The sequence below is a fragment of the Salipiger bermudensis genome (assembly GCF_019801965.1).
Lineage (GTDB): Bacteria > Pseudomonadota > Alphaproteobacteria > Rhodobacterales > Rhodobacteraceae > Salipiger > Salipiger bermudensis_A.
Map to the genome: position 1 here is coordinate 20,426 of NZ_JAHVIA010000006.1, position 19,022 is coordinate 39,447.

The 19,022-nt window shown below is 68.1% G+C and carries 15 protein-coding genes; 14 read left to right on the forward strand and 1 reads right to left on the reverse strand.

The features are described 5' to 3' along the window. Positions 1-59 precede the first annotated feature (59 nt). The 12 genes from KUV62_RS14060 to KUV62_RS14115 all read left to right on the forward strand — a co-directional run bounded on the left by KUV62_RS14060 (position 60) and on the right by KUV62_RS14115 (position 14,359). Positions 60-374 (forward strand): NIPSNAP family protein, encoded by a 315-nt coding sequence (locus tag KUV62_RS14060; RefSeq protein ID WP_222604356.1) that lies wholly within the window; start codon positions 60-62, stop codon positions 372-374. Then, a complete protein-coding gene (locus KUV62_RS14065) occupies positions 371-1,186 on the forward strand; it encodes an alpha/beta fold hydrolase (RefSeq protein ID WP_222604357.1) in 816 nt (271 codons plus the stop codon). The genes KUV62_RS14060 and KUV62_RS14065 overlap by 4 nt, the downstream gene beginning before the upstream one ends. 9 nt (positions 1,187-1,195) lie before the next feature. Continuing rightward, positions 1,196-1,957 carry an SDR family oxidoreductase gene (locus tag KUV62_RS14070; RefSeq protein ID WP_222604358.1) on the forward strand — a complete coding sequence of 254 codons (762 nt, stop codon included), beginning with the start codon at positions 1,196-1,198 and terminating at the stop codon, positions 1,955-1,957. Positions 1,958-2,331: 374 nt separating this feature from the next. Further along, complete coding sequence (locus KUV62_RS14075; protein WP_222604359.1) at positions 2,332-3,003, forward strand: hypothetical protein; 672 nt, start codon at positions 2,332-2,334, stop codon at positions 3,001-3,003. Position 3,004: 1 nt separating this feature from the next. Beyond that, on the forward strand, positions 3,005-4,018 hold the full coding sequence (locus KUV62_RS14080) for a hypothetical protein (protein ID WP_222604360.1): 1,014 nt from the start codon (positions 3,005-3,007) through the stop codon (positions 4,016-4,018). Between the two features lie 13 nt (positions 4,019-4,031). Beyond that, entirely contained in the window at positions 4,032-5,741 is a 1,710-nt protein-coding gene (locus KUV62_RS14085) for a Dyp-type peroxidase (protein ID WP_222604361.1), read from the forward strand. 10 nt (positions 5,742-5,751) lie between these two features. Continuing rightward, positions 5,752-7,098 (forward strand): cytochrome P450, encoded by a 1,347-nt coding sequence (locus KUV62_RS14090; RefSeq protein ID WP_261395669.1) that lies wholly within the window; start codon positions 5,752-5,754, stop codon positions 7,096-7,098. Between the two features lie 9 nt (positions 7,099-7,107). Continuing rightward, positions 7,108-7,905 (forward strand): glutathione S-transferase C-terminal domain-containing protein, encoded by a 798-nt coding sequence (locus KUV62_RS14095; protein WP_222604362.1) that lies wholly within the window; start codon positions 7,108-7,110, stop codon positions 7,903-7,905. Positions 7,906-8,236: 331 nt separating this feature from the next. After that, positions 8,237-9,082 (forward strand): hypothetical protein, encoded by an 846-nt coding sequence (locus KUV62_RS14100; protein ID WP_222604363.1) that lies wholly within the window; start codon positions 8,237-8,239, stop codon positions 9,080-9,082. A gap of 110 nt (positions 9,083-9,192) precedes the next feature. Beyond that, a complete protein-coding gene (locus tag KUV62_RS14105) occupies positions 9,193-11,451 on the forward strand; it encodes a TOMM precursor leader peptide-binding protein (protein ID WP_222604364.1) in 2,259 nt (752 codons plus the stop codon). Positions 11,452-11,462: 11 nt separating this feature from the next. After that, a complete protein-coding gene (locus KUV62_RS14110; protein WP_222604365.1) occupies positions 11,463-12,785 on the forward strand; it encodes a SagB family peptide dehydrogenase in 1,323 nt (440 codons plus the stop codon). 29 nt (positions 12,786-12,814) lie between these two features. Then, positions 12,815-14,359, forward strand: coding sequence for a S41 family peptidase (locus tag KUV62_RS14115; protein ID WP_222604366.1), 1,545 nt, complete (start codon positions 12,815-12,817; stop codon positions 14,357-14,359). Positions 14,360-14,403: 44 nt separating this feature from the next. Here the strand turns inward: KUV62_RS14115 and KUV62_RS14120 are convergent, their stop codons facing one another. Further along, positions 14,404-15,411, reverse strand: coding sequence for a zinc-dependent alcohol dehydrogenase family protein (locus tag KUV62_RS14120; protein WP_222604367.1), 1,008 nt, complete (start codon positions 15,409-15,411; stop codon positions 14,404-14,406). Positions 15,412-16,012: 601 nt separating this feature from the next. Here KUV62_RS14120 and KUV62_RS14125 point away from each other — a divergent pair. Continuing rightward, entirely contained in the window at positions 16,013-17,410 is a 1,398-nt protein-coding gene (locus KUV62_RS14125) for an NAD-dependent succinate-semialdehyde dehydrogenase (protein ID WP_222604368.1), read from the forward strand. 196 nt (positions 17,411-17,606) lie between these two features. Beyond that, positions 17,607-18,926, forward strand: a complete 1,320-nt coding sequence (locus KUV62_RS14130; protein WP_222604369.1) for a Y-family DNA polymerase — start codon at positions 17,607-17,609, stop codon at positions 18,924-18,926. The last annotated feature ends 96 nt before the right edge of the window (positions 18,927-19,022 follow it).

The following is a 19,022-nucleotide window of genomic DNA, read 5'->3' on the forward strand; positions in this document are numbered from 1 at the left end:
TCCGTGCCCTCGCCGGCCACCGCTCGCAAGCGCCCCTCACACACAGGACCGACACCCGCATGATCTACGAAGAACGCGACTACCACATCAAACCCGGCAAGCTGCAGACCTTCGTCGGCCTCTACCGCGATCACGGCGTCGAGCTGCAGAAGAAGCATCTCGGCACCTTCATCTCCTACTTCACCACCGAGATCGGCGAGCTGAACCATGTCGTCGCGCTCTGGGGCTACGAGAGCCTCGACCAGCGCGCCGAGATGCGCGCGCGGATGCTGGCGGACCCGGAATGGTCCGCCTATCTCGGCATGGTCGACGGGCTGATCCAGAGCCAGAACAGCCGCATCCTGACCCCCGTCGATTTCTCGCCGCTGCAATGACCGAGCGCCTCGTCACCACCCAGGACGGCGCCACGCTCAAGGCCCGTCGGCACGGCCAGGGCCGGCCCCTGGTGCTGGTCAGCGGGCTTGGCGGCACCGCTGGGTTCTGGGATCCCGCGATCGCGCTGCTGGGCTCGGAGTTCGAGCTCATCACCTTCGACCAGCGCGGCATCGCCGGATCGAGCCGCGGCGGCGCGCCGGTCGACATCGCGCAGCTCGCGACCGACGTGCTGACGGTCTGCGACGCGATGGGCATCGCGGAGGCGGATTTCCTCGGCCATTCCACCGGCGGCGCCATCGTGCAGACCATCGCCGCCACCGCGCCGGAGCGGGTGGGCAATCTCGTGCTCAGCGCCGCGTGGCTGCGCCCCGGCCATTACCTGAAGGCGCTGTTCGAGTTCCGCCTGCGCCTGCTCGCCAGCGATCCCGCCGCCTATGCCGAGAGCGCGGCGCTGCTCTCCTATGCGCCCGAGTGGCTCGAGGCGAACTGGGCGAAATACGAGCGCGCCACCGCCAACCCACCCGCCGATCCCACCAAGCAGGCCATCGTCGCCGAGCGCATCCGCGCCCTGCTGGCCTATGACGGCACCGACCAGATCGGCGCCATCGCGGCCCGGACCCTGGTGCTGGGTGCGCGCGACGACATGATCGTGCCGGCCTTCCTGCAAGCCGAGCTCGCGGAGCACCTGCCGGGTGCCGAGCTGCGGCTTCTGGACGATGGCGGCCACTTCTACCCCGGCTCGCGGACCGAGACCTTCGCGCCGCTGGTCGCGGACTGGCTCGCCGGCCGCGCCGACACCATGACAAGCTGAGAGGACAGTATGAGACTGCAAGACAAGATTGCCGTGATCACCGGCGCCGCGTCGGGGATCGGCCACGAAACCGCCAGGCGCTTCGCCCGTGAGGGCGCGGTGGTGATCGTCGCCGACCGCAATGCGGAGGCCGCAGAGGCGGTCGCGGGGGAGCTGCGGGGCAGCGGCGCGGTGGCCGAAGCCGTGGCCTTCGACGTCTCCGTCGAGACCGAGGTCAAGGCGCTGCTCGATGGCGTCGTCGCGCGGCATGGCCGGCTCGACATCCTCGTCAACAACGCAGGCTACGGCATCGCGGGCACCGTCGCCGACACCAGCGTCGAAGATTGGGACGCGCTCTTCGCGGTCAACGTGCGCGGGGTCTATCTCGGCTGCAAGCACGCGGTGCCGATCTTCACCGCGCAGGGCGGCGGCATCATCGTCAGCACCGCCTCGGGCGGGGCCATCGTTGGCATCGCCAACCGCGCCGCCTACACCGCCTCGAAGGGCGCGGTCTCGGCGCTGACCCGCGCCATGGCCATCGACCACGCCGACGCCAATATCCGTGTCAACTGCGTGGCGCCCGGCACCATCGAGACACCGTATTTCACCGAGATCTTCGCTAAGTCTCCGGACGCGGCGGCGCTGCGCAAGGGGCTCGAGGACCGGCAGGTCATGGGCCGGATGGGCCGCCCTGAAGAGATTGCGAATGCGATCTTCTTCCTCGCCAGCGACGACGCGACCTTCTGCACTGGCTCGACGCTGGTGGTCGATGGCGGCTGGACCATCCGCTGATACCGTGGCGCGCCGTCACGCCCGACGACGGCGCGCCACGTTCTGAGCCTTTCGGCGAGCGGTCCCTGACCGGCCCGCCGCCGCGGCACTGAGCGCAAGAGGTGCCCGCCCCGGCCCCTCGACAAGCCGCCCACCTTCTCCCCGCTTTACCACCCCCGCCACGCGGCGCCGTAGCTGCGAAAATCCGGCCCGCCGGAAGCGGCAGATCTGCGTCAAAATCCCAAGCTGGTATGGCGATCAGGCGAAACTTTCAGCCTGTATGGCCCGCATCGCTAAAAAAATATCCTTTGACTCAACGCGATCCGTTGCGGCTTTATGCATCCTTAAGGTGATTTTACCTTACGTAATCTTTAGCGGACCATTGGAGGGCACCCATGTCGAACGTCGCGGGAAAAGCCTATGCGATGAACGTGGTGACCCCCAGTCGCCCCAGCGTCACCTGGATCAACCGATTGCTTTTCATGGCGGCGCGCGGCCTGCCGTCGAACCTGATGGGGCTGCTCGGGCTGTCGCTCATCCACTTCGCCAGATGGGTCATCATCAAGCGCGACCAGTGGCCCGATCTCGGCCAGGGCAAGGAGACGCTCGACAACGACTACATGCTGTTCTGCTCGAATTTCAACGGCACCTGGGACCAGTATATCGATGCCTTCTCCGACGGCATCCCGAACGGTCTGAACCTGTTCTGGTACTCGGCCAGCAAGTATCCGCTGTCGATCCCGATCACCCCGTTCAAGAACTACATCACCTACAACCAGATCGGCACCGATTACTATTACAACGCCACCCCCGGCTCGGCGCAGCGCGACATCAAGTCGGCGCTGAAGGTCTATGACCAGGTGCTGAAGCTGGCCGAGGCGCATGGCAACGGCACGCCAGAGGCCTTCTCCAAGGCCTTCCGCGAGGCCTATCTCGAGATCCAGAGCGATCTCGGCGATCCCGGCTTCGGGCCGGTCGCCAGCCTCGACACCGAGCGCGCCGACGTCAACCGGCTGGCCTATGTCGAGGCGGCGCAGGCCTGCTTCACCGCCAAGCGGGAGGCGTGACATGGCCGATCTCGACACCGGACACCTGTTCCTGACCTACCTCGTTCCGATCAAGCGCGGCGGGCCGCATGGCGATGTCTCCTACAAGCAGAAGGTGCGCATCGAGCTCGCCCGCCTGCCGCCGGCACACCAGACCCCGGCAACCCAGAAGACCAAGTTCGCCGCGCCCTTCGCCCGCAACACCCGCAACCACTTCGCCCGAATGTTCGTGCTCGATGACGTGGTCTACAACGGCCGCAGCGCGCAGGATGCGCTGGTGGCGACGGTGAAGGGCGTGAACACCATCGTTCCCGGCCAGGTCGACCGGCTGCGCTCGGCCTACCTGGTCTTCACCGCCGATATCGACGCCATCGTGAAGGATGGCGATCCCCTTCCCGCGACGCTCAGCGCCGAGGAGCAGCGCAAGGTGCGGCTGGCCTATGCCCAGACGCTCTGGGACACGATGGGCGAGGAGATCGAGGCGATCTTCGACAGCTGCCACGGCTTCGACGGCATCAAGGACGGCGCCGCCTTCGGCGCCTATCTCGAACGCTGCCACGTCGAGACGACGATGCCCTACCACGATTATTACCTCTCGCTGCCGGCCTTCAACACGCTGCCGCTCAAGGGTCTGATCGCCGCCGTGGGCATTCCGGCGGTGGTGGCGCTGGCGGCGCTGGTGCTGCGGATCCTCGGGGTGATCCACGTTCTTGGCATGAACACGCTGGGGCTCGCGCTGGTGGCGCTGGTGCTGACGGTGCTGGCCTTCCTGCTCTCGGTGCGCTTCGCACTCGCGAACGGCGCCAAGCCGCTGGCCCCGGCCCAGCATGACGACCTGCCCACCGTGCTCAAGGCGCTCTACACCCAGCAGGCCTTTGCCGATTTCATCGCCACCAACCAGCACGCCCGGCCCGACGCGCTGCACGCGGCCTTCGGCGATTTCCTGAAACGGCACGCGCCGGGCGATGTCTCCGGCCCGACGCAGCAGCCGGGCGTGATCTCGGACGCGGCGCCGCAGCCGCGCGCCGGTCTGTGAGGGAGGGAGAGCGATGGTCGACCAGCTGAACCTGCACGATATCCAGGGCAACGTCACCCGCGCCTACGGGCGCTTCTCCTTCCCATTCGCGCGCTACCTGTTCTTCCGCATCACCAACCCCGCGGGCGGGCGCGCCTTCGTCGATGCGGTGCGCAAGAAGGTCACCACCTCGGCGCGCTGGCCCGAGGAGGCCGACAAGCCCGAATGCACCGTCAACATCGCCTTCACTTTCATGGGGCTCTACTGGCTCGAGGTGCCCGACCGGACGCTGCAGGGCATGCCCGACGTGTTCATCTCCGGCATGCGCAGCCGCGCCTCGATGCTCGGTGACCGCGACCCGACCAAGACCGCCGATGACGATCCCGACTGGGATCGCGACTGGGATCCGATCTGGCAGGGCAACCGAAAGGAGGGCAAGGGCGGCGCGGAGGACGTGCATATCCTCATCACCCTCAACGCCCAGCCCGATCTCGGCGGCGCCGACCCCGAGACCCCTGAGGGTCTTGCCCGGCTGAAGCTGCCGCATCCCGAGCTCGAGGAGAAGACCGCGTGGCTGCGCTCGCTCACCGGCAGCGGCGTCGAGTTGATCGAGGCCAACGGCAAGGCGGGCGACCAGCCCTACCAGGCGGCCTCGGCGGTGTTCGACGATTTCGGCGGCCTCACCCTGCCGACCGCGCGCGAGCATTTCGGCTTCACCGACGGCATTGGCGACCCGGTGTTCAAGGGCCAGTATCCGAAAGAGACGGAGAAGACCGCCCTCATCGGCCGCGGCAAGCGCATGGGCGGTGACTGGGAGCCGCTGGAGCCGGGCGAGTTCATCCTCGGCCATCCCGGCGAGAGCCAGGAGCTGCCGCCCACCGCGATGCCGCCCGAGTTCATGCAGAACGGCACCTTCATGGCCTACCGCAAGCTCCACGAGAACGTCGCGAGCTTCCACGAGGTGGTCGATGCCGAGGCCGCGCAATACGCCGAGTGCATGGGGGTCGACCTGCCGGAGGCGCGCGAGACCATCCTTGCAAAGATGTGCGGGCGCTGGTCCGACGGGGTGCCGCTGGCGGTTGTCCCGGGCTACGCCGAGTGGATCGCCTTCGGGCAGCAGGGCGGCTGGCGCGACGAGAGCGGTTCGATGCTGATGACCCCGATCGCCTGGGAGAAGAACCTCGCCTATATCCGCAGCCCCGCGGCCTCGGATTTCCGCTATGCCGACGACATGGCGGGGTTCAAATGCCCCGGCGGCGCGCATATGCGGCGGATGAACACCCGCGATTATCTCGACCCGCTGAACCAGTTCGGCATCGATCCCGAGACCGGCAAGCAGTTCGAGAATCCCAAGGCCACCCATGCCCTCAACAAGCGCCGCCGGGTGCTGCGCCGTGGCCTGCCCTACGGCCCGCCGAATTTCGAGCCGCGCGACGATGCCTCCGAACAGGGGGTGATCATGATGGTGATGGGGGTCGACCTGTTCCGGCAGTTCGAGTTCGTGCAGCAGCAATGGATCCAGTACGGGCTCGATTTCCACCAGGGCAACAACACCTGCCCGATGCTCGGCCGCCACGATCACCACACCCGCCACATGATCCCGTCCGACCCCAAGAGCGGTAAGCCGCCCTACATGATGACGCGGCTCAAGACCTTCGTGGAATGCCGCGGCGGCGACTATTTCTTCGTGCCCTCGATGATCGCCCTGCGGATGATCGCGATGGGCATCGTCGATCCGACGTGAGGGCGCTTTGATGCTGGCAAGGCTGACAGGATGCCTCATTACCCTCGCCCGCTTCGTCATGGTGTTGGTCGAGGGGCTGGCGGCGCTGGTCTGGCTGATCGCCAAGGGGGCCGCCGTCTTCGCCAAGGGCGGCAAGGCAGCGCTGACACCGTTCTTCACCGCCGCCGGGACGCAGGAGAAGGTCTTCGCGGTGCTGCGCGCCTTCTGGCCCAACCTGTCGCTCAAGGCGGTTCTGATGAAGGCCTATGACAATACCGGCACCGCCGTCGTCACCCGCCACGAGGATTGCATCGACGTATTGAACCGCAACGCGGATTTCGAGGTCGTCTATGGCCCGCGCATGCGCAAGCTGACCGGGGGCGAAAACTTCTTCCTCGGGATGCAGCCCGGCTGGGACTACACCCGCGACACCTCGGCGATGCGCCTCGCCGCCCGTCGCCCCGACGTGGCCGAGATCATCCTGCCGCGCGCCACCAAGCTCGCCGACGAGATCGTCGCCAATACCGGCGGCCGCATCGACGCCGTGCCCGAGCTGTTCCTGCAGGTGCCGTGGGACATGACCGACAGCTATTTCGGCGTTGGCGGAGAGCGCGAGACCATGCAGGACTGGACCACGGTGCTGTTCTGGTATCTCTTCGAGGACCTGCCCGCCGATCCCGAGCTCGACGCCCGCGCCGTGCGCTGCGCCGCCGGGCTGCGCGACTATCTCGACGGCGCCATCGCGGCGCGCAAGGCGGCCCCGAACGACCGCCCGCAGATCCTCAACCGCTGCCTCGCGCTGCAGGGCGCGGGCACGCCGGGGATGAGCGATCTCGGCATCCGCAACAACCTGCTGGGCCTGCTGATCGGGGCCATTCCCACGATCTCCAAGGCCTGCTGCCTCGCCCTCGACGAGCTGCTGAACCGGCCCGAGGAGCTGGCGGCGGCGCACCGGGCGGCGCTCAGCCATGACCCGGTCTTCGAGCAATATGTCTGGGAGGCTTTGCGCTTCAACCCGCACAACCCGGTGATCTACCGCCGCGCGCTGCACGACACCGTGGTGGCGCGCTCGACCCTGCGCGAGGCGAAGATCCGCAAGGGCCAGATCGTCTTCGCCGCCACGCTCTCGGCAATGTTCGACCGCTACCGCATCGCCGATCCCACCGCCTTCCGCACCGACCGCGCCTGGGAGGATTACATCATCTGGGGCTACGGCATGCACACCTGCTTCGGGGCCGCGATCAACAAGGCGGTGATCCCGGCGATCCTGCGGCCGCTCATCGCCCAGCCCAACCTGCGCCGCGCCGAGGGGCCCGCCGGCCAGATCGACACCGGCGGCACGCCACACCCGCAGCATTTTCATCTGCTCTACGACTGAAGGCCCGCCATGTCCCTGCCGCTCCTCGTGACCCTGCTGCCCTCCACCGATGTCGATCTCGGGCGCTGGCTGCTGAGCCATTACGGCGTCGCCTATCAGGAGCGGCCGCACGCGCCGATCTTCCACGTGCTGGCGCTGAAGAGCTGGGGCGTCAGCGCGGAGGGCTACCCGCTGCTGGTCTCGGCCGACCGCAAGACCAAATCGGCGGGCATCGAGGCGATCCGCGACGTGCTCGAGCCGCAAGCCGCGCCCGGCACGCGGCTCTGGCCCGACGAGAGCACCGAGCCCGAACGCTGGAAAGAGGTCGACAGCCTGCAGCACGACGCCCGGTTCGGCATCGGCGGCGCGGTGGTCGAATGGTCCTACTGGAACCTGCTGAAATACAAGTCGGTGGTCTGGCCCTCGCTGACCACGGGCGTGCCGTGGTACGAGACGCTGACCCTGCGCGTCGCCTTCCCGGTGATCCGGGCGCTGATGTACAAGGGGCTCAAGCTCGATCAGGGCGTCGCCGACGCCGCGCTCGAGACCATCCATGCCGGGTTCGACAGGCTCGATGCGCGGCTCTCGGACGGGCGCCGCTACCTGCTGGGCGACAGCCTGACCTTCGCCGATCTCGCCACTGCTGCCTCGCTTGCGCCGATGGTGCTGGCGCAGGGCTATCACGGCATGCTGCCGCTCGAGGCGCGCTGTCCGGTCTTCATGCAGGAGATCTACAAGCCCCTGCGCCAGCGCCCAACGGGACGCTTCATCCAGCGCCTCTACGACACCCATCGCGCCCCGCAGCTGCTGCAATTGCGCTCATCTTAGAGGTGATCCGACCGCACTCTACAGTTTCAAATTGATCCTGTTAGCGGTATAACAACTATACGATGATTTGATTCGCTAATTGCAACTTTGGGAGGAGTTTCTTTTGGCCGATAATGCACAAGACGAGTCCGCCGACACGCCGGAGGGCCCGGACGAGACCGCGCTCATTCTCGCCGATCTCGCGCTCCGCGCCCGACAAGACCCCAAATATTATGACGAGCTCAAAGCCGCCAAGGCGGCAGATCTGAAGGAGCTTGGGCTCTCGGATCTGACCCTCGCGGAGTTCAGAAAACGCCTTTCCTCAACCATCGATCAGATAGGAGCATTAGAGATGGCCATGCAGCAAGCTGGAACGTCGGCGGCGACGATGGGATCCTCGACACAGGCCGGTGGCACCGCCGCCTCGGTCGGCACCGTAGGCTCGGTGGGAAGCGTCTGCGGCACCGCGGCAACCTTCGCGACCGCCGGCAGCGCCGGCACGGCCGGGGCCGCCTCGACACCGCTCGGCAGCGGTGCGCCACAGGGCGCGGCAGCGACCTCGGTAACGATCGCGAGCCTGCGGCCGCCGCCGCCCTGCCTGCCCTGCGGCACCATCGCGACCCTGCCGCCTCCTCCCCCGCCGCCCTGCCTGCCCTGCGGGACGATCGCGACCACGCCGCCGCCTCCGCCGCCCTGCGCCACGATCGCAACCATGCCACCGCCGCCGCCGCCCTGCCTGCCCTGCGGCTCGGTCGCCAGCATCATGGCGCCGTCGGCGCAAAGCGGCGACGCGACCCAGGCCGGCGGCACCGCCGGCAGCGCCGGCACCGCGGGCTGCCTCGGCTCGGTCTGCGGCACCGCGGGCTCGGCCTTCACCGTGGGCAGCGTCGGATCGGCAGGCGCCGCCTCGACGCCACTTGGCGGCAGCGGCATGGGTGACAGCTCGACCCAGGCAGGCGGCACGGCGGGCACCGCCGGAAGCGTCGGCAGCGTCGGATGCTTCTGTGGCACCGCCGGCACCTTCGCCTGCGGCGGCACCGTGGGCTCCGCCGGTGCGGCCTCGACACCGCTCGGCGCCGACAGCTCAACGCAATCGGGCGCCACCTGGGGCAGCGCCGCCACCGCGGGCTGCGTCGGCACCTTCTGCGGCACCGCCGGCTCGATCGGCAGCGCCGGTACCGCCGGCTCCAAGAGCTGAGCTCTCCTCGGAGCGGCCCGCATCTCCTGCAGGCCGCTCCTCCAGCGCCCCTCGCCCGGCGGGGGGCGCGCTTTCCCACATTCCCAGTCCCACGCCGCCGAGTGAGCTCCATGCACCCGATCCAACGCCCTGTCATCAAGTCGAAATACGTCGTCGTTCCGGTCTCGGGCGAGGGCATCTATCTGCTTAGCGAGAACGAGAAACACGTGCTCGAGGGCGAGACCATGATGCAGCTCGTGCCGCTGCTCGACGGGCAGCGCGGCTGGCCGGAGATCCACGCCACGCTCGCCCCCGCGCTCGGGCCCGACGCGGTTGGCCAGGGCATCGAGGTGCTGCTTGCCAACGCCCATGTGGAGGAGGCGCAACCCGATGACCGGCGCCGCTTCCAGATCTTCTGGACCGAGCTCGGCCTCAGCCCGCAGGCCACCGCCGAGCTCCTGGCGCGCACCAACGTGCATGTCGTGCCGCTCGGCGAGGTCTCCGCGCAGGCGGCGCTGCAGGGGCTGGCCTCGCTCGGGCTGCAGGCCGACCCGCAGCGCATGGCCTCGTTCACGCTGGTGCTGACCGACGATTACGAGAACCCCAGGCTCGCCGAGATCAACCGCCACATGCTGGCCACCGGCGCGCCGTGGATGCTGGTAAAGCCGCGCGGCCTGCTGCCGCTCGCCGGGCCGGTCTTCCGCCCCAACTCCGGCGGCTGCTGGGCCTGCCTCGCCACCTGGCTGCGCCACAACCGCGAGGTCGAGACCTATGTCCGCCGCCGCACCGGGCAGGAGGCCCCCTACAGCACCTCGCGCGCCGAGGTGCCGCTTGGCGAGACGCAGGCGATCTCGCTGGCGCTGTTGCAGATGGCACGGCTGCTGGCCCGCGCCGAGAGCCCGGTGATGGACGGGCGGCTGGTGGCGATCGACACGCTGACCGGCGAACAGAGCCACCACGCCGTCACCCGCCGTCCGCAATGCCCGGACTGCGGCGATCCCGCCTGCGCCCGGGTCGCGGGCCGTCCGGTGGTACTCTCGGAGGGGCTTGGCCGGGTCGCCAACGAGAACGGATTCCGCCCCGAGGCACCAGAGATCACCTACCAGCGCTACCAGCATCTGGTCTCGCCGCTGACCGGGGTGATCAAGGCGGTCTACCCGATCCCGGCCTCGTTCTCGACACCGATCCGCTCCTACATGGCAGGGCACAACTTCGCGCTCAAGAACGATCACCTGTTCTTCCTCAAGGACGGGCTCCGCACCCATTCCTCCGGCAAGGGCAAGACCGATGCGCAGGCCCGCACCTCGGCGCTCTGCGAGGCGCTCGAGCGCTACTCCGGCACCTTCCGGCAGGAGGAGGAGTGCATTCAGGCAAGCTTTGCCGAGCTTGGCGACGAGGCCGTCGATCCCCGCGATGTCATGCTCTACAGCGAGCGCCAATATGCCGAGCGCGATACCTGGAACGCCAAGGGGGCGCGCTTCCAGGTGGTGCCGCAGCCCTTCGACGAGACCGCGCGGATCTCGTGGTCACCGGTCTGGTCCTGGACGCAGGAGCGGCGGCGGCTGATTCCGACATCGCTGGCCTATTACAACGTCAACGAGGGCGACAATGCCTTCTACTGCTGGGGCGACAGCAACGGCGCCGCGGCCGGCGGCAATCTCGAGGACGCGCTGCTTCAGGGCGCGCTCGAGGTGATCGAGCGTGACGGTGTGGCGATCTGGTGGATGAACCGGCTGTCGCGCCCCGGCGTCGATCTCGAGAGCTTCGGCGATCCGTATGTCGAGGAGCTGAAGGCCTTCTACGCCGCCTGCGACCGCGAGTTCTGGGTGCTCGACCTGACCAACGACATGGGCATCCCCTGCATGGCGGCGATCAACCGCCGGCTCTCGGGCGCGAGCGAGGATATCGTCATGGGCTTCGGCGCCCATCTCGACCCCCGCATCGCGCTGTCGCGCTGCCTCACGGAGATGAACCAGTTCATGCCGGCGGTGCTGAGCGTGAACCCCGATGGCAGCACGCTCTATGCCTATGACGACCCCGACTCGCTGGAGTGGTGGCGCACGGCGACGCTGGAGAACCAGCCCTATCTCAAGCCCTCGCGGGCGAAGAAACGCAGACCGGAGGATTTCGACTTCAAGGCCGAGGGTTCGGTTTCCGACAACGTACGCAAGGTTTTCGGCCAGTTCGAGGACCTCGGCCACGAGGTGCTGATCCTCGACCAGTCGCGCCCCGATATCGGCCTGCCTGTGGCCAAGGTCATCGTGCCGGGGATGCGGCATTTCTGGGCGCGCCACGCGCCGGGGCGGCTCTATGACGTGCCGGTCAAGATGGGCTGGCGCAAGGCGCCGCTGACGGAGGACGGCCTCAACCCGGTCGCGATGTTCATATGAGCGGGCCCGAGATGCGCGCCGTGCTCCGCCGCGAGGGGTTCGAGGCCAACGCGCCCCGCGCCCTCGCCGCCACCGGCCTGCTCGGCGACCGCGCCAGCCACGCGCTGCACGAGGGGCTGGCCAATGGCGGCGTGTCGCTGGCCGATGCCAGACCGCCCGAGCGCGCCGCCATCGAGCAGCTCGCCCGCGGCGGCCTCGTGGCCTTTCGCGACAGCGAGGACGTGGCGACACTGCTGCCCGTCGCCGATAGCTTCGCGCTCGGTCCCGACGATCCGCTGGTTGAGGCCGAGCGCTGGAAGCTGTCGAAGTTCCAGTATGTCCAGAGCGAGGGCGGCCAGCCGGTGGCGCGCTCGGCGCTGGGGCTCGCGATGGTGCAGATCCACGACCCCGCCGCGCTGGCACTCATGGGCCGCTTCACCGTGGCCAGCGCCCCGGGCGAGGCGCTCGAGAAAGGCGATCTCGGCAATCGCGGCGCCGGGTTCCTCGGGCTGCTGGCCTGCGCCGGCATCCTCTTGCCCTGCGATGGCGAGGGCCGCACCGCCGACGAGACCGACGACCAGCGCCGGATGTGGGATTTCCACGAGCTGGTCTATCACAGCCGCAGCCGCCTTGGCCGCTCGGGCTTCCGCGTCGGCGCCACCTGGGAGTTCCGCGACGAGATCCCGCAGCCCCCGCTCCTGCGCGACAGCCCGTGGCGCGACAACGGCGCCATCCCGCTCTACCGCCCGATGGTGCTGTCGCGCGACATGCCGCTCTTCGAGGCGATGGAGACCCGCCGCTCGGTGCGCGCCTACAGCCCCGCCCCGATCACCGCGTGGGAGCTCGGCGAGTTCCTCTACCGCACCATGCGGGTGCGCTCGCACGTCAAGACCGGCGAGCACGAGATCACCTCGCGCCCCTATCCCAACGGCGGCGGCCTCTATGAGCAGGAGCTCTACGTCACCGTCGAGGCCTGCGCCGACCTGCCGCGCGGCTTCTACCACTACGACCCCAAGGCCCACGCGCTCTGCCCGATCAGCCCGCCCGATGCCGACATGGCCATGCTGGTCGAGGAGGCGGTGAGCGCCACTGCAGGGCTGGGTCGGCCACAGATCCTCTTCACCATCGCCAGCCGCTTCGGCGGCTTCAACTGGAAGTACTCGGCCATGTGCTACGCGGCGCAGCTCAAGAATGTCGGTGCGATCTACCAGACCATGTATCTCGTCGCGACGGCGATGGGGCTCGGCGGCTGCGGGCTGGGGCTCGGCAATGCCGACCGCTTCGCCCGGATGACCGGGCATGACTACGCGACCGAAGGCTCGATCGGGGAGTTCATGATCGGCCGCCCGCTCTGACACCGCCTGCCACGAAGGAGAAGACGACCATGGTTTCCTACACCCAGAGCCCGCTGCTGTCCTCCCTTCGCGGCCGCCTGCCCGGCGTTCCCGCCGAGGCCCGCGAGGCGCTATGCGACCAGCTCGAGATCGGCATGCGCGAGCTCTACACCCACCTGCCGCAGAAGATGTCGGCCTTCGGCATCGACCCGATCGCACAGCTGCGTGCGCTCAAGGCCAACAGGCAGGCGAATTTCACCCGACGCCTGCTCCGCATCATCAACGGCCTGAAGGACCGCCACACCACCCTGCGGATGCCACCGCCCTGGTCGGCGCTGGTGGCCTACGTGCCCTTCGTGATCGAACGGGTCTATTGCGAGGACCGGCCGCATTACGTCGTCACCAAGCAGCTCTTCGGCTACGACGAGATCCCGGTCGGCGCCACCGTCACCCACTGGAACGGCACGCCGATCCACCTGCATGTCAACGCGCTGGCGCGCGACACGCAGGGCTCGAACTGGGCCGCGGCAATGCGGCTGGCGATGGCCAACCTGACGATCCGGCCACTGGCCTACGTGCTGATGCCGGGTGAGGACTGGGTGACGATCAATTACATCGAGCCCGATGGCACCGCCCGCGCCGTCACCACGCCGTGGCGCTTCTACTCGACCGCTGCCGGGGCGCAGAGCCATGGCGGGGTGAAGGCGGGCGAGGTGCCCGCCACGGCGCTCAGTGTCGGGCTCGACGAGCAGACGCTGCTGTCGAACAAGTTCCGCTCGATCGCGCAGAAGCCGCCAGAGAAAGAGCGCGAGGCGCTGACCACCGACGGCATCCTGCGCTACGGGGTGGTGCATAGCCCGAGCGGGCGCAGCGGCTATCTGCGGATCTTCAGCTTCGAGGTGCAAGACCCCGGCGCCTTCCTAAAGAAGCTCGCCGGCATTCTCGAAAACCTGCCGCAGGACCGGTTGGTGATCGACCTGCGCGGCAATCCTGGCGGCCAGATCCCCGCCGGGCAAGGCCTGATCCGCATGCTGACCGCGAAGCCCCTGACCCCCGCGCCCATCGCCTTCCGTGCCACGCCCACCACGCTCGGCCTTGCCGCCGCCCCGGCCTTCCAGGAATGGCGCCGCTCGCTGGAGCTGCAAAGCGCGACCTCGAACGTCTGGGCGCAGGCCTTCCCCATCGCGCCCTATTACGACAACGTGCCGCCCTACCGCTTCCCCGGCAAGGTGGCCATCGTCATCGACGCGCTGTGCTATTCGACCACCGATTTCTTCGCCGCCGATTTCGCCGACAACGAGATCGGCCCGGTGATCGGCATCGATTTCAGCACCGGCGCCGGCGGGGCCAATGTCTGGCCCTGGTCGGTGCTGGTGAACTACACCCGCTTTCTCGGGATCCCGGGCCCCGCGCCCCTGCCCTCGGGCTTCGATCTCAATATCTCGATGCGCCGCGCCTACCGCACCGGGGCGAGCGCCGGGCTACCGATCGAGGATCTCGGCATCCGGGCGCAGATCCTGCACCGACAGACCATGCGCGACCTGCTCGAGGACAATGTCGATCTCATCGCCCGCGCGGTGGCGAGCATCGCCTGAGCGGCAAGCCGCCCGGGTGCATATTTGAGCGGGCTGAAGCCGCCTCAGAAGCTGACGCAGATCTTGCCGAAATGGGCGCCGCTTTCCTGATAGCGGAAGGCGTCGGACAGCGCCTCCAGCGGGAAGCTGCGGTCGATCACCGGGCGCAGTTTCAGCGCCTCGAGCGCCTTCACGAAATCCTGCTGGTGTTCGCGCGAGCCGACGATCAACCCCTGCAGACGCTGCTGCCGCGCCATCAGAAGCGCCGTCGGGATCTCGCCCGAGCGGCCGGTCAGCACGCCGATCAGCGCGATATGGGCCCCGGGACGGCCGGCGACGATCGATTGCGCCAGCGTCGCCGGGCCGCCGACCTCGACGATGATATCGACCCCGCGCCCGCCGGTCAGGCGGCGCATCTCCTCGCCCCATTCCGGCGTGGTCCGGTAATTGATGACATGATCAGCCCCGAGCTCGCGCAGCCGGTCGAGCTTGGCATCCGACGACGAGGTGGCGATCACCGTGGCGCCCATCGCCTTGGCCAGCTGCAGCGCGTAGATCGAGACGCCGCCGGTGCCCAGAACCGCCACCACGTCGCCCGCCTTGATGCCGGCATCGACCACCAGCGCCCGCCACGCGGTCAGACCCGCAGTGGTGATCGTCGCCGCCTCCTCGTGCGACCAGCCCTCGGGCGCGTGGGTGAACCAGTGCGCCGGCAGCTTGACCCGCTCGCGGGCATAGCCGTCGCGGCCATCGCCGGGCGTGGTGGAGAAATCGCAGGGGCGCTCGTCGCCGGTCTGCCAATCCGGGAAGAAGCCCGAGACCACATGGTCGCCCGCCGCGAACTCCGTGACGCCTTCGCCCACGGCCTCGACGACGCCCGCGCCGTCGGCCATCGGAATGCGCCCGTCGGGCAGCGCGCCCTCGACGGCGCAGACCCGGTAATCATGGTAGTTGAGCGAGCTGGCATGCAGGCGCACGGTGATGTCGCCAGGGCCGGGGGCCGCCGGGTCGGCAACGTCGCTCAGCACCAGATTGTCGAGCCCGCCGGGCGCCTTGATTGCCACCTGTTTCATCGGATCACCTTTCGTCTTCAATCCTTGCGACCCGCCTGACCGCGGGCTTTGGCGCATACCTAGCATGCGGAGAGGGCGCGACCATCCCGGCGCGATCTCGGCTCGAAAGCTCAGCCGCGGCATTCGCTGCCCAAGCCCATCTTCCACGCACGACACCGCGGCGCCCGCGGGTATAAGTATGCATGACCTACGTGCGAAGCCCCTTCACCAGAACAGGTGCCGCCTGGGAGGATGACCTGCGCGCCCGTGGCATCGTGCGCAGCCGCCTCCCGGGGCCGACCCTCAACACTTACGCGCGGCGGCGTAGGTGGTGCTGGACAGGCATGCGGCCGAGAAGGTCCTCGCGCTTCTAAGCTGAGCACAGCCGTCGGCGCCCCTCTACCGGAGGGGCGTCGCCTTGCCCGTGCCGCCCGAACCGACAATGCAGCATGGCTCAGTCAGGCGCCGTGCCAGAGCCAGAGCAGGGCCGTCGCGCAGCGCTCATGGCATCACAGCACCGCCCAGAGCTCACGCGCGGTATCAAGGGGTCGTGACCTGCGCCAAGGAACGGGCCCCGTCGGTGGACGTTGGGTGGCAATCGTCAAATTCGAAAGGATACGACATGAAGGACACCCACACCCCCGACCGCGTCATGACCACGACGAACCCGGCCACCGAGGAGGTGCTCGAGACCTACCCGCTGATGACCGACGAGGAGATGGTCTCGGCGCTCGAGGCCTGCCACGCGGCGTTCGGCGACTGGCGGCTCAAATCGCACGAGGAACGTGGTGAGGTCCTGCGGGCCATCGGCGCCAAGCTGCGGGACCGCAAGGAGGAGTTTGCCGCGCTGATGACGCGGGAGATGGGCAAGCGCCTGCAGGACAGCCGCGATGAGATCGATCTCTGCGCCGCGATCTGCGACTGGACGGCAGAGGCCGGGCCGAAGGTGCTGGCCGACGAGGAGCGCAGCCTGCAGGACGGGCGCAAGGGCCTCATCACCAAGTCGCCGATCGGCGTGATCTACGGCATCCAGCCGTGGAACTTCCCGGCCTACCAGGCGGTGCGCTATGCCATCGCCAATCTCATGGCCGGCAACGGCGTGCTGCTGAAGCATGCCGAGATCTGCACCGGTTCGGGCCTGAAGCTGCGCGACATCTTCGAAGAGGCGGGCCTGCCGAAGAACCTCTTCACCGTCATGCTGATCGATCACGACCAATCGGATACGCTGATGGGCCACGAGCTGGTGCGCGGCGTCACCATGACCGGCAGCGCCAAGTCGGGCAGCATCATCGCCGCCAAAGCCGGTGAGCACCTGAAGAAGACGGTGATGGAGCTCGGCTCCAACGATGCCTATCTCGTGCTCGAGGACGCCGACATCGAACTCGCCGTGAAGACCTGCGTCGCGGGCCGGATCTACAACAACGGCCAGACCTGCGTGAACGCCAAGCGCTTCGTCATCGTGGACAAGGTCTACGACGCCTTCGTCGATGGCTACGTGAAAGCGATGGGCGACGTCTCGCTCGGCGACCCCACCAAGGAAGAGACCGACCTCGGTCCGATGGCGCGCAAGGATCTGCGCGAGACGCTGCACGAGCAGGTGGAGAAATCCGTCGCCAAGGGCGCGAAGATCGCCGTTGGCGGCGAGATGCCCGAGGGCAAGGGCTACTACTATCCCGCCACCGTTCTGACGGAGGTCGAGCCCGGGCAGCCCGCCTATGACGAAGAACTCTTCGGGCCGGTCGCCTCGGTGATCCGCGCCAAGGATGACGAAGACGCCATGCGCATCGCCAATGACAGCCGGTTCGGCCTCGGCGGCGGCATCTTCAGCCGCGACGAGGCGCGGGCGACCGAGCTGGCGAAGCAGCACTTCGACACCGGCATGGTGTTCATCAACCACTTCAATCTCGCCACGCCGGAGATGCCGTTCGGCGGCGTGAAGGACAGTGGCTACGGGCGCGAGCACGGCGGCTTTGGGATGTCCGAATTCGTCAATGCGAAGGCCATCACCCTGCCGGGCTGATGCCTTCTTAGAGCTGAGACATGGGCAGGGGCCGACTGGCCCCTGCCCTTCCGGTTTGCCAAGTGTCTGTAGGGCCGTCATCCTGCTGTCGGGGATTGAAGAGCGGCCGCGAAAGCACGACATACATCGCACCAATTGCCTGCTGGAAACATCATGGAGAGCTGGCCGGATGCCGGAGATCGAAGATCAGGGAAGCATGCCCAAGATCGAGCGTCTGTATCTGGATTTCGACAGTTTCTTCGCCTCGGCAGAGCAGCATTTCAACGCCGAACTGCGCGGGCGCCCGCTCGGGGTCGTGCCGCTCGACTCGCCGCATTCCAGCTGCATCGCCGTCAGCCGCGAGGCCAAGGCGCGCGGCGTGAAGACCGGCGCCTCGATCCAGGCGGCGCGCCGCATCCTCCCCGACATGATCTTCGTGATCGCACGACACGACGCCTACGTGCGGCTGCACAAGCGCATCCTCGACGTGGTCGGCTCGATCCTCCCGGTCGCCAATGTGCGCTCGATCGATGAGGTGGCCTGCCACCTGTCGCCCAGCGAGGCGCGCGAGGGCAAGGCGCTGTCCGACCGCATCAAGGCGGCTCTCGCGCAGGCGTTCAGCCCGGCGCTCACCTGTTCCATCGGGATGGCCCCGACCGAGCTTCTGGCGAAGGTCGGCGCCGAGATGAACAAGCCCGACGGCTTTGCCCTGATCGCTGCGCAGGATCTGCCCGCCGCCCTCTCGAAGCTCGAGCTGCGCGATCTTCCCGGCATCTCCAAGGGCATCGGCGCGCGGCTCGCGGCGGCCGGCGTGCACGACATCGAGGGCCTGTGGCGGCTCGCGCCGAAGCAGGCGCGGCGGATCTGGGGCAATGTCGAGGGTGAACGGTTCTGGAGTGAATTCCACGGCGTCCATGCCGAGCGGCCAGACACCAAGAAAAGCATGTATGGCCACGGGCGCGTCCTCCCGCGCGATGGCCGAGCGCCGCAACAAGTCGAGGCCTGCGCGCGGCAATTGCTGCTGAGCGCCGCGCGCAGGTTGCGCCGCGACGGGCTGCGCGCCACCGAGCTTAGCCTGGGCTTCCGAAGCGGGCGCGGGTCCGACGAGGCGCAATGGACATGGCGCGAGAGCTTCGCTGCGGCGCGCGACGATCGCACCTTCACCCGGGCGCTGTCCAAGGCTCTGGCCGAGGCCCGCCGTGGTCTGAAATTCTCGCCGCACGCCGTCAGCGTGACCCTGCAGGGGCTGGCCTCCGACAGCGAGCTGACCGGGGATCTGTTTGCCGGCAGCCTCGACGATGGGGCTGACGAGGCGACGCGCAAGACCTGGGAGAAGGTCAGCGACGTGATGGACAGCCTGCGCCGGCTGCACGGCGCCAAGGCACTCTCCCTCGGCGTTCAGGACGAGATCCCCGGCGGTTATGTCGGCGCCAAGATCGCCTTCGGCCGGATCCCGGACGAGGCCGATTTCAGCGAGGCGCCAACGCGGGATGAAGACACCCGCTTCCTCTCGGGCCAGCCCCCCGGCGCTCTCTGACACGAGGCAGAAGGCTGGGTGGGGCAGCGCCCGGCTCTTCCCTCTCGGCGGCCGCGCACAAACATCCGCGCGCAGCGCTCATTACGGAGGCCAATC